The organism is Streptosporangium sp. NPDC000239 (genome assembly GCF_040300765.1).
Lineage (GTDB): Bacteria > Actinomycetota > Actinomycetes > Streptosporangiales > Streptosporangiaceae > Streptosporangium.
Map to the genome: position 1 here is coordinate 88,278 of NZ_JBEPEI010000012.1, position 11,655 is coordinate 99,932.

An 11,655-nucleotide genomic window follows, 5' to 3' on the forward strand; every position below is an offset into this window, starting at 1 on the left:
CGTTCGACCCGGGCGGCGCCGTGGAGCGCCGTCAGCGGGAGACGGTCTGCCGGGCGAGGAGTCGTCGCACGAAGGCCGTGACGCGGGCGGGGTCCTCCTCGGCCATGAAGTGGCCCGCGTCGATCGGTTCGTAGGTGAAGTCGGGTGCCCAGGCCCCCCAGATCTCGGTGGGGTCGAACCCGAGCAGGCTTCCCCAGTCCTGGGAGATCGCCGCGACCGGCATGGTGAGCCGCCGCCCGTCGGCCCGGTCCGCCCGGTCCATCTCAAGGTCGACGCTCGCGGTCGCGCGGTAGTCGGCGACGATGGACGGCACCGCCTTCGACGAGGCCGTGATGTAGTGCTCCCGGAGCCGGGGCGAGAAGGTGGTTCCCGTGGGGTCCCAGGCGTCGAGGAACGACGCGAAGAACTCCCCGGCCACGGCGCCGATCATCTTCTCGGGCAGCCCCGGGGGCTGCGCCATGAGGTAGAGGTGCCAGGCGACCTTGGCGTCGACGCCGTGCAGGACGTCCCAGGTGTCCATGGTCGGGAGCACGTCGAGGATGCCCACGTGGGTGATCGTTTCGGGGTGGTCGAGGCCCGCGCGGACGGCGACGAGCGCGCCGCGGTCGTGTCCGACGACCGCGAACCTGTCGTGCCCGAGCCGTGCGACGACCGTGACGACGTCGTCGGCCATGGTGCGCTTGGAGTAGGTGTCGGGCGAAAGGGCGTCGGGCTTGTCGCTGTCGCCGTAGCCGCGGAGATCCGGAGCGATGACGGTGTGGTCGCGGCTGAGCTCCTGGGCGACGGCGCTCCACATGAGGTGCGTCTGCGGGAACCCGTGCAGGAGGACGACGGGCGAGCCCTGGCCCGCGTGGGCGACGTTGAGTTCGGTTCCGCCCGCTCCTGTGACGCGGTCGTAGGTGAAGCCGGGGATGGTGAGGTCGGTCATGGCGGTGGGTCCTTCGGTCACTGGTGGGGATCGGGGGCGGCCGGGGTGGGGCGGCCGGAGAAGATGCCGTGCTGGTCGGCGCTGACGCCGCTTCGCAGCGCCGGGATGAGGACGGAGTCGACGAGCGCCTCGCGGTAGCGCCGATCGGTGCTGAGGCCGTTGAGCTTGCGGATGACGAGCACGGCCGCCGCGACCTCTTCGTAGGCGAACGGGTCGGCGGACGCCGGAAGCTCGCCCCGGTCGATCGCGGCCCGCAGGACGGCGTCGGGAATCCGGGCGCCGGTGGGGCCCGCGGACTCCTCGATGTGCCGGCAGAGTTCGGGGTCCCCGAGGCCCGCCTGCATGATGGCGAGACTGACCGGAGATCCGGCCTCCACGGTCGCCTCCAGCCGCTCAAGGAGAGCGAGCAGGTCACCGCGGAGTGAGCCCGTGTCGATCGGGTCGGGTTTGTTGCCCGCGGCCGGACCTGCCTTGATGGCCGCGACCACCATCTCCTGCTTCGTCGCCCAGCGGCGGTACAGGGTCCGCTTCGAGGCCTGGGCCCGGCGGGCCACCTCCTCGAACGTCACCCCGTCGATGCCTGTCTCGCTCAGGAGCGAGAGGACGACGGCGAGGATCTCGCTCTCCCTGGCCGCGTCGCGTGGACGACCGGGAGGCTTCGCGCTGGGCGCACTATTAGGATACGGCACGAGTCGTATCCTAATAGGCAACCGCGCGCGAATCCAAAACCGGGAACCGTCACGGACGCCTAGCCGTCCTCGCGCACCTCGCCGACCGGCCTTCTGACGCCCACTCCCTCGTCCGGGGTGAACCCGAGACGCATGATCATCTGTGGGTGTTCGCCGGACAGCAGTTCCTGCCGGGCGAACTCCCGCAGGTGGGCCATCTCCAGGGCCTGGGTGTGGAAGGCCGCCCGGACGTCGTGCGCGGCGGCGTGCAGCAGGACGCGCTGGAGCGCCTGCCCGGCCGCGATCCAGTCCTCCCTGGAGTCGGCCAGGGTGGTCAGCGCCGCCACCAGCCCGGTCGAGGTCGCGGTGAACCGGTCGGACTCCTCACCCCACGGACGGCCGTGGGCGTAGTCGCGCTGGGGGAAGGCGGGCTCGGTCGTCACCGGCTCCCGGGGGTAGGCCTCGGCGGGGACCCCGTCCACGTGCCCGCTCTCCGGCGGCCTTCCCCAGCGGATGACGTCGAGGGTGAACAGCGTGGCCTGGGACTGCACCTCCTGGGCCGCCTCGGTGAGCGCGGCCAGCACCCGCACCGCGGCCGTCGAGCGGATCGGCGTCAGGCGTGCCCCCTCGACCGCGGCCTGCTGGACCAGTTCGTCGACCAGCCGCTCCGGAACCGGCCGGTCGTCGAACCCGGCCCGGTGGGTGCGCCGCCGTTCGACCTGGCCGTACAGCGTCACGGTGTGCTCGTCCGGCTCGACGTGCTCGCCGAGCCGTACGGTGGCCAGCAGGGCGGGGCGGTCGGGGTCGGGGAGCACCCGCACCGGCGCCTCGTGGCCCAGCGCGCGCAGCGCCAGGCGCATGTTCGCCAGGGCGGCGCCGCAGCTGATCAGCATCTCCCTGCCCGTGACGTCACCGGCCCGCAGCCTCCTGTCACTGTCGGCCCGCAGGGCGATCTCCTCGCCGTCGACGGCGAACGACCAGGGTTGGGTGTTGTGCACGGACGGCGCCCACACCGCCGCCTGGAGCGCCGTGTCGATCGTCTTCGTGACGTCCTCGGCCCGCATGGCTTCCCCTCCCTCTCCCCATGACGATCCCCCGGTGGCCGGTGCGACGTCAGCGCCGAAAGTCCCCGATTCGGAGGACCTATGGCCACCCGCCGTCGGCGTGACCTGGAGTCGGCCGAAAGACTCCGGCATCAGGGACTTCCGACCCTCGTCAAGCGGCCTTTCCCGTAGTGAAATGCGGGCAGCCGCGGCATCGTGCCGCCTCGGCCCCGCCCGTACGGCGACCTGGCGGGACCACGACCCGACAGGAGGAAACGTGGACCCCTGGCTCCTCACATACGACGGTTTCGACCCCGCCCACGAGGGGCTGCGGGAGATGTTCACGACGCTCGGCAACGGCTACTTCGCCACCCGGGGCGCCGTGCCCGAGGCGCGGGCGGACGACGTCCACCACCCGGGCACCTACGTCACCGGCTGCCACGCCCGGCCCGCCGGACGGCCCGCCGAGGACGAGGACCTGGTCAACGTGCCCAACTGGCTGCCCCTCACCTTCAGGGCCGAGGGCGGCGACTGGCTCGTCCCCGGTGGAGCCGAGCTGCTGACCTGCACGCACACCCTCGACATGGGCCAGGGAACGCTTTCGCGGCTGGTGCGGGTCCGTGACGACGCGGGCCGGATCACCAGGATGGAACAGCGGCGCCTGGTCTCCATGGCCGACCGGCACCTGGCCGCCCTGACCGCGACGATCGTCCCGGAGAACTGGGAGGGCATGCTCCAGGTCCGCTCCGCGCTCGACGGGCGTGTCACCGACTCCCCGGCCGCCGGGAACGGGTGGGAGGAGCTGACGCCGATCTGCGCGCACGCCGCCCACGGGGTGATCGAGCTGCTGACGCGCATCGCGGCCTCGGGCGTCGAGGTCGCGCTCGCCGCCAGGACGACGCTGGCCGGGGGACGGGCCGAGCGGGTCGTCGAGGAGGGCGTCGGCAGGGGCGTCGAGGAGGGCTGGGTGCACGACGACCGCGCCGTGTGGGTGCGGGCGGGCGAGGAGGTGACCGTGGAGAAGGTCGTGGCCCTCTACACCTCGGCGGACCGGGCCGCCACGGAGAGCGAGGCGTCGGCCAGGTCGGCCGTGGTGCGCGCGGGCTGCTTCGCGACGCTGTTGAGACGGCACGCGACCGCCTGGGAACGGCTGTGGGTGAACAGGCACCTGTACGCCGAGGACCCCCGTGCCCAGCAGGTCCTCAACCTGTACGTCTTCCAGCGCGCGCAGGCCGTCTCCCCACGTCCGCGCAGAGCCACCGTGGAGATCGACTTCGCCGAGGGGTGCGGGCTGACCCGGACCCGCGTGTTCGCCGAGGCTGACCGCCGTGGATGATGGGACTTTCGCCTCTGCCCCGGTAACCGGTCACCAGGCGAAGCTGGCAGGCATGAACGTCGACTCGGCCGGACTGGACGTGCTCTCCCGCCAGGAGTGCCTGGACCTGATCTCCTCGGCCATCATCGGACGGATCGTCTTCACCGATCGCGCCCTGCCGGCGGTGCAGCCGGTCACCTTCTGTCTCGACGGTGAGGACATCGTCATCCGGACCGGCACCGGCTCCAAGCTGGCCGCCGCCACCAGGCACACCGTGGTCGCCTTCGAGGTGGACGAGTTCGACGTTCACACCCGCACCGGCTGGTCGGTCACCGCCGTCGGCCGCGCGCACGCCGTGTCCGATCCCGGGCAGATCGACCGGCTCTCGCGGCTGCCGCTGACCACCTGGGCCCCCGGGGAGCGCAACCACTTCATCGTGGTCCGCGCCGAGCAGGTCTCCGGCCGCCGCCTCAGACGCTGACACCACGTTCCGACACCCTCCGGGAGGCGCCGACGCCGTCCCGGTCTTTCGCGTTCCCCGCTCTCACCCCAGGGGGACGCTCCATTCGAGGTGGGTGCCGCCCTCGGGGGGCGAGACGATGGCGAAGGAGCCGCCGAGCTGTTCGGCGCGTTCGGCCAGGTTGCGCAGCCCGCTGCGCCTGCCGTCCTGGGGCATCCCGGTGCCGTTGTCGGTCACCGTCAGGATGAGCCACTCACCCCGCGCCTCCACACTCACCCCGGCCTTGGTCGCCCTGGCGTGCCGTACGACGTTGGACAGCGCCTCCCGCAGTACGGCCAGCAGGTGTTCGGCGACCGCGGCGGGGACCTCGTGTTCGAGCCGCCCTTCCATCTGCAGCCCCGGCATGAAGCCCAGGTGGCCCCGGGCCCCCTCGACCAGCTCGACGATCTTCCCGCGCAGCCCGGCCTCGGCGTCGCCCTGGGGCGTCTGCAGGGCGAAGATCGTCGAACGGATCTGCCTGATGGTCGCGTCCAGCTCGTCGATCGCGTTCTGCAGCCGGGAGGAGGCCTCGGGCCGTTCGACCAGCCGTACGGTGCTCATCAACGTCATGGCCACCGCGAACAGCCGCTGGATCACCACGTCGTGCAGGTCGCGGGCGATCCGGTCACGGTCTTCGAGGAGGCCGAGCCGTTCGGCGTCCATCCTGCTCTCGGCCAGTTCGAGCGCGATGGCCGCCTGCCCGACGAAGGCGTGCAGGGTGAGCAGTTCGGCCTGGTTGAACGGCATGCGGCCCGGGTGCTTGCCCAGGGACAGCACGCCCCGCACCGCTCCCTCCGCGCCGATGGGCACCGCGGCGATCGGGCCGAGCGACATGTGCTCGGCGACCGCGGCCGGGGTGGCCGCCTCGGCGGGGGCGGTGACCATGAGCGGCTGCCCGCTGGTCAGGGACTGCCCCTCGAAGGAGGCGCCGACCGGGACCCGCTCCCACGTGCCGGGGACCTCCTCCTCGGGGCCGTCAGCGATGATCACCTTCAGGTGGTCGCCCGACCCGTCGGGCAGCAGGACCGCGGCCACGTCGGCGCCCGCCATCTGCCTGGCCCGCCGCGCGATCAGGGTCAGCACCCGCTGCGGGTCGGCCCCGGACAGCAGGCTGGTCGTCACCTCGGAGGAGGCCTGCAGCCACACCTCCCGCCTGCGGCTCTCCTCGTAGAGCCGGGCGTTCTCGATGGCCACACCGGCGGCGGTGGCCAGCGCGACCACGATCGCCTCGTCCTCCTCGTCGAAGGCCCCGCCACCGCGCTTCTCGGTGAGGTAGAGGTTGCCGAAGACCTCCTCGCGGACCCGGATCGGCACCCCGAGGAAGGAGCCCATCGGCGGGTGTCCCGGCGGGAAGCCGTAGGACTCGGGGTGGTCGGAGATGTGGGCCAGACGCAGCGGTTTCGGCTCCTTGATGAGCAGGCCGAGCAGGCCGAGGCCGTGCGGCCAGTGCTCGATGCGGGCGATCTCCTCCTCGGACAGGCCGACCGGGATGAACTGCACCAGGGTGTTCTGCTCGCCGATCGCGCCGAGCGCGCCGTAGGAGGCCTCGACCAGATGGGTCGCGGTCTCCACGATCCGGCGCAGCACGGTCTCCAGGTCCAGGTCGCTGCCCACGGAGACGACGGCGTCCAGCAGGGCGTGCACCCGGTCCCGGGTGGCCAGCACCGCCTCAAGGCGGCTCTGCAGCTCCGTGAGCAGCTCGTCCAGTCTCAGGTGCGGCAGCAGGCCACCGGGCTCGATCCTCCCCATACAGCGAAGTCTCGCACCCGAAGATCCCGCCCTGAAGATGGGGGAGTGTCCTTGGCACAAAAAGCGACGAATCGGGCTTTCAGCGAGGCATGGCCAGCACGGGCGGCAGGCCGAACGCGGGGAAGAGGCGGGTGTCGAAGGTGGTGATCTCCGCCACGGCGCCGTCCTCGATCCGCAGGACGTCGATCTTGAACGCCTTGAACTCCGTCTCCCCTGGCGCCCTGAGGTAACTGGCCGCGGCCGGCATCCGGTTCGCGGCGATCGGCAGCAGCCGCCACTCTCCGGGGTCCGTCAGCCCCCGCTGGATCAGCGGCGCGATCATGGCCAGACCGTCGTAGCACATGGGCAACGGCGGCATCGTGATCCGGATGTCCTCGCGCATCAGGGCGAGCGCGGCGTCGGCGTCGGCCCGCTCGTGCGCCTCGATGAGGCGCCTGAGCAGCTCCCGTTCCGTCTCGCTCGGCGGCCGGGGGGCCGGCCGTACCGGGTGGTGCTCCCTGACCGTGGCGCGGGCCCGCTGCAGCGCGCTGTTGGCGGAGGCGACCGTCGTGTCCAGGGCCGCCGCGGTCTCGGCCGCCGACCATTCGAGCACGTCACGCAGGATGAGGACCGCCCGCTGCTTCGGCGGCAGGAGTTGGATCACCGCGAGGAAGGCCAGCTCGATCGTCTCCCTGGTCACCAGAACGGCGTCGGGCTCGGTCTCACCCGGCGCCACCTGGTCGAGCAACCGGTCGGGGTACGGCTGCAGCCACGGCAGGTCCGCGAAGGACGTGGCCGAGCGCGCCCCGCGCCGGGAGTGGTCGATGCACGCGTTCGTGGCGATCTTGTAGAGCCAGGCCCGGAAGAGCGCGTTTCCCTGGAAACCGTCCCTTCCGCGCCAGGCCCTCAGGAACGTCTCCTGGACGACGTCCTCGGCCTCGTCGAAGGAGCCGAGCATCCGGTAGCAGTGCACGTGCAACTCCCGGCGGTGCCGCTCGACGACGGCGGCGAACGCCGTCTCGTCCCCCGCGAGGGCGGCCGTGACGAGCGTGTCCTCGCCGGTTTCCTGGTGACCCGTCCGCATGGGTACGAACCTAACCAGCGACCAGGCCGCAGGAGACGTTGACGGTCGTGCCGGTGATCCCGGCGGCCCTGTCCGAGGCCAGGAAGGCCAGGGTCTCGGTGACCTGGGCCAGCCTGGGCATGCGCCCGAGCATGGTCATCCCGGCCATCGCCCTCTCGAACGCCTCGGGGTCGAAGTCGGTCAGCCCGCCGTTCACCTCGACGACCTTCTCGCGCGTCAGGGTCTCGATGACCCCGGCCGTGTGCAGGCCGACGACCCGCACCCCGCTCGGCCCGGCCTCGGCGGCCAGGTAGCGCAGGAACGTCTCGACCGCCGCGTCCGCCGGGCCCGTGCTGCCCATCATCGGGGCGGTTCCCCGGGAGGAGCCGCTGGTGATCGTCATGACGACCCCGCCACCCCTGGTGGCCATGTGGCGGGCGGCGACCCTGGCGGTGAGGAAGTTCGTCAGCAGGCCGTTCACGACGGCCGTGGTGAGGTCCTTGGCCGACATGTCGACCAGCGGGACGCCCTGCACGTCCCCGCGGGTGATCAGGTTGAGGGACACGTCCACCCCACCGGCCCGGGAGACGACGGACCGGAAGTGTTCCTCGACCGAGTGCTCGTCGAGCGCGTCGACCTGGTCGACCTCGGCGAGGCCGCCCGCCTCGGTGATGTCCGCCGCGACCGCGTCGAGCGACGCCCGGGTGCGTCCGGCGAGGAAGACCCTGGCGCCCTCCCTGGCGAAGGTCCTTGCCGCGCCGCCGCCGATGCCGCCGCCCGCGCCGTAGATGATGACGTTCTTGTCCCGCAGAATCTGTGTCATGCCCCTGTAACGGGGGCTCGGGCGCGAACTCATCGGTGCGGCGAAACTTTTTTCTCCGGATTTTTCGGGAGATGTCCCAGGGACCTCCCGAGGGCTCCCGGCTCCCCAGTCCCGGGTCCCGGAAACGACGAGGGCCGTCGCACCGGATCCGGTGCGACGGCCCCTGTGGGCTGTCAGGCCTCAGACGAGCGTCAGGAGATGCTGAAGTCGTCGGCGTAGACGTTGCCCTGGCCGTACCAGCCGTGGACGGAGATCTTCACCGTGCCGGAGGAACCGGTGGTGAAGGGCACCGAGACCTGGCTCCAGCCGCCGGAGGAGGCCCAGGCACTGCCGGTCGCGCCGCCGGAGACGTTGAGGAAGGCGTAGTTGCCCTGGACCCAGCCCTTCAGCGTGTAGCTGTGGTTGGGGGTCAGCGTCACCGTCTGGGAGCACTCACCGGTCTGGCTGTTCGTCGCCGCGACCTGCAGGGCGTGGGTGCCACCGTGGGCCGGGGAGCTGACCACGGTGCCGCCCGACTGGCAGTTCCAGGGGCTGAGCGAGCCCGACTCGAAGTCACCGTTGGCCACCGTGCCACCGGGGTTGGCGCCACCGACCGTGAGGGTGTAGGTGGCGGTGTGGGTCGCCGAGGCGCCCGTTCCCGTGACGGTGACCGTGTAGGTGCCCGGGGTCACCGAGGCGGTGGTGGCCAGCTTCAGCGAGGAGGAACCGCCCGCGGTGACCGAGGCGGGAGTGAAGGTCGCGGTCGCACCGGCGGGAAGCCCGGTCGCGGCGAGGTTGACCGTCTGCGCCGAACCACTGGTGACGGCGGTGTTGACCGTCGTCGTCGTCGCGTCCCCGGCGATCACCGTGCCGGTGGCAGGGGAGAGCGAGATCGAGTAGTCGTCGTTCGACGTGCCCTTCACCGTGAGGTTGTAGGTCGCGGTGTGGTTGCCGGAGGCCGCCGTGCCGGTGACGGTGATCGGGTAGACGCCCGGGGTCACCGACGAGGTGGTGGCGAGCTTCAGAGAGGAGGAACCGCCCGCGGTGACCGAGGCGGGGGTGAAGGTCGCGGTCGCACCGGCGGGAAGCCCGGTCGCGGCGAGGTTGACCGTCTGCGCCGCGCCGCTGGTGACGGCGGTGTTGACCGTCGTCGTCGCCGTCTCACCCGGGTTGACCGAGCCGGAGGCGGGGGAGACCGCGACCGAGAAGTCGTCGGACGGGTTCTGACTGCCGCTGGTGAACGGGGCGAAGGCCTGGCTGAAGTACCAGGTGCTCTGCTCGATGCCGGAGCACTCGTTGGCGCCGGCGGTCCCGGGGCAGCCGCCGTTGTCACGCTGGAGCGCCCAGAACGACAGGTAGGCGAGGTTCTTGCTGATCGCCCAGTTCAGCACGGGGGCGGCGTCTTCGACCCTGAACGTCTCGGCGGGACCGAAGTCGTCGATGCCGATCATCTCGATGACGCCGATCATTCTCCACAGCTGGTCCGACGTCTTGTTCGGGTACAGCTGCGCCAGCTGGTCGTGCAGACCCTGGGCCGCGGTCTTCGTGTCGTTGGCCATGTTGTGGCTGGCGTTGTCGTAGTAGTCGAACGTCATGATGTTGACGACGTCGATCCTGGCGTTGTTCGCCACCGCGTTGCGCAGCACGGCCAGACCGCTGTCGGCCAGGCCACTGGTCGTGGTGGGCAGGGTGTAGGCGAACTCGATCTTCTTGCCGTTGGCGGCGGCCCAGTCCTCGACCTGCTTGATCGCCTTGTTGCGGCGGTCGATTCCGGCGCTGTTGGTCAGCGAGTTGTCCTCGATGTCGAGGTCGATCCGGGTGACGCCGTAGGTGTTGATGACGCTCTTGAAGGACTCGGCGATCGAGTTGACGTTGGTGCAGCTGTCGGCGATCTCGGTGCCGGTGTTGTCGGCCGTGTAGCCGCCGAACGACGGGATGACGTCTCCGCCCGCGGCCCTGATCTTGTTGATCGAGGCGCCGAAGGTGGAGGTCGAGATCGGCATGCTGGTGTCGCCGTTCCAGTAGGCCGTGCACGACCCCTTGGTCGCGGCCTGGATGAACGCCATGGTCAGGTGCTTGGCACCGGACTGCTGGGAGAGCGTCGCCGGGTCCTCACCGGTCCACGCCTCGAAGTAGGGGGCGAAGACCCGCTCGGGCAGGCCTGCGGCTGCGGCCTTGACGGGGGCGGTGGCCTTGTCCGGAGTGGCGCTCGCGGCCGTGGTGCCCATGGCGGTGAAGCCGAGCACCGTGACGGCGGTGGTGACAGCCGCCAGGGCAGCACGAAGCGATGTTCTTAGGTGCATTGCAGACTCCCGTAACAGAAGTCAGGCGGGACCCAGCGGGCCCCGGGATGGGGGGGGTGGCGCATCCGGCAGGCCGATGCCGTGTCTGATGCGTGGTTCAACGCAGAGTTGGGAGAACGGGTTGCGGATCCGCGTGTGACCTAATGGTTGGATCAGCCCGTATCTTTTGTCAAGTTTCTTAACAATTCCCGCCGGTAAGTTTCTTAACGATTTCCCGACAGCCACTCTGACCTGGCCTTATATCGCTCACCCGGAGCCGGAGACCCGCGTTATCAGCGGGGGGTGAACAAGCGTGTACACCCGGGGACATCACCCCCGCCGACGGTCACGGAGCGTGACCGTCGGCGGTGTGCCACACGGCCTCCTCGCCCGGTGCCGGCGCCCGGTGCGGCCGGAGGTGTTTCCGGGTCGGGGGAAATGCGGGAAAGGGTGCCGGAAGAACAATCTGGTCAGTCCTGATTCCGGTTTCCTGACACCTTTGCCGGACGTGGCGGACGGCCATCCGGTAGGGAACCCGTACGGATTATCCGGAAAAGCGTAGGAGATGCGTAGACAAAGGGTGAAAAATGGTGGTTCAGAAGTTTGATGAAGAAAGTAGGGATCTCCAGCGGAAAAGGCGGTTGCGATGGTCCGCTCAGAACCGATCGGCTTCTCGCTCGCCGGTGGCCTGTTCGCCACCGTCACCGCGACGGCGGTCGCGTCGTTGCTCTTCACCCCGGGGCAGGTCCGCGGGCGGCTGCTGGTCATGGCGATCGCCGTCGGCGGTCAGGCCCTGCGCACGCCCCGCTGGCCCGCCGCCCTGGCCACCGCCGTCCTGGCGTGGCTGCTCGCCACCGGGTTCCTGGTCAACACCGAGGCCGAACTCACCCTCGACGGCCATGACCTGCTGCGACTGTTCCTGCTGCTGCTCATCGCGGCCCTGGCCGCAGGCGTCAGAACCGTGGCCGACCGCCTGAGCCTCCCCTCCGCCGGGACCGCCGGCGCCCCCGGGGCCGCGAAGACCGTGGAGTCCATGGGGGACGCCTGACCCCTGTGGGTCCCCTGGGCCACCCCGGGACGCTCAGGTTCGGTCGCCGGTGTGGCCACCTTCGGAGCGGGCCCCGGTGGTACCGGGCGGCCGGGGGACAGCGACGCCCCGGCCGCCCGGTGGTCATGGCGCCGTCCGGAAACACAGGCCGGGCGGCGTGTTTTCCACACGGCCCGCGAATACGATCTCCTTGACTGGATCTTGACATTCGAATGTCATCGTCACGAGGTGAGAAACAGCCATTTATCGCGGATTTTCTGCCAGGCCGGTGGGTGTCCG

10 protein-coding genes are annotated in these 11,655 nt (G+C 70.6%); 3 read left to right on the forward strand and 7 right to left on the reverse strand.

The window, feature by feature from the left end:
• Positions 1-31: 31 nt before the first annotated feature.
• The 3 genes from ABT340_RS26785 to ABT340_RS26795 are packed head-to-tail and all read right to left on the reverse strand — an operon-like array spanning position 32 to position 2,660.
• The gene (locus ABT340_RS26785; protein WP_352013587.1) at positions 32-928 is read right to left on the reverse strand and encodes an alpha/beta fold hydrolase; all 897 of its coding nucleotides are present in this window, start codon (positions 926-928) and stop codon (positions 32-34) included.
• Positions 929-945: 17 nt separating this feature from the next.
• On the reverse strand, positions 946-1,617 hold the full coding sequence (locus ABT340_RS26790) for a TetR/AcrR family transcriptional regulator (RefSeq protein ID WP_352013588.1): 672 nt from the start codon (positions 1,615-1,617) through the stop codon (positions 946-948).
• Between the two features lie 59 nt (positions 1,618-1,676).
• Entirely contained in the window at positions 1,677-2,660 is a 984-nt protein-coding gene (locus tag ABT340_RS26795) for an Acg family FMN-binding oxidoreductase (RefSeq protein ID WP_352013589.1), read from the reverse strand.
• A gap of 256 nt (positions 2,661-2,916) precedes the next feature.
• Between ABT340_RS26795 and ABT340_RS26800 the strand changes: the two genes are divergently transcribed.
• The gene (locus ABT340_RS26800) at positions 2,917-3,975 is read left to right on the forward strand and encodes a glycoside hydrolase family 65 protein (RefSeq protein WP_352013590.1); all 1,059 of its coding nucleotides are present in this window, start codon (positions 2,917-2,919) and stop codon (positions 3,973-3,975) included.
• A gap of 52 nt (positions 3,976-4,027) precedes the next feature.
• A complete protein-coding gene (locus ABT340_RS26805; RefSeq protein WP_352013591.1) occupies positions 4,028-4,435 on the forward strand; it encodes a pyridoxamine 5'-phosphate oxidase family protein in 408 nt (135 codons plus the stop codon).
• 63 nt (positions 4,436-4,498) lie between these two features.
• Here the strand turns inward: ABT340_RS26805 and ABT340_RS26810 are convergent, their stop codons facing one another.
• From ABT340_RS26810 to ABT340_RS26825, 4 genes are all read right to left on the reverse strand, one after another.
• Positions 4,499-6,202: a sensor histidine kinase gene (locus tag ABT340_RS26810; protein WP_352013592.1), complete on the reverse strand. Its 1,704-nt coding sequence runs from the start codon at positions 6,200-6,202 to the stop codon at positions 4,499-4,501.
• Positions 6,203-6,281: 79 nt separating this feature from the next.
• On the reverse strand, positions 6,282-7,265 hold the full coding sequence (locus ABT340_RS26815; RefSeq protein ID WP_352013593.1) for an RNA polymerase subunit sigma-70: 984 nt from the start codon (positions 7,263-7,265) through the stop codon (positions 6,282-6,284).
• Between the two features lie 10 nt (positions 7,266-7,275).
• Positions 7,276-8,067, reverse strand: coding sequence for an SDR family NAD(P)-dependent oxidoreductase (locus ABT340_RS26820; RefSeq protein WP_352013594.1), 792 nt, complete (start codon positions 8,065-8,067; stop codon positions 7,276-7,278).
• Between the two features lie 191 nt (positions 8,068-8,258).
• Positions 8,259-10,349: a glycosyl hydrolase family 18 protein gene (locus ABT340_RS26825; protein ID WP_352013595.1), complete on the reverse strand. Its 2,091-nt coding sequence runs from the start codon at positions 10,347-10,349 to the stop codon at positions 8,259-8,261.
• Positions 10,350-10,974: 625 nt separating this feature from the next.
• Here ABT340_RS26825 and ABT340_RS26830 point away from each other — a divergent pair.
• Complete coding sequence (locus ABT340_RS26830; RefSeq protein WP_352013596.1) at positions 10,975-11,376, forward strand: hypothetical protein; 402 nt, start codon at positions 10,975-10,977, stop codon at positions 11,374-11,376.
• Positions 11,377-11,655: the final 279 nt, after the last annotated feature.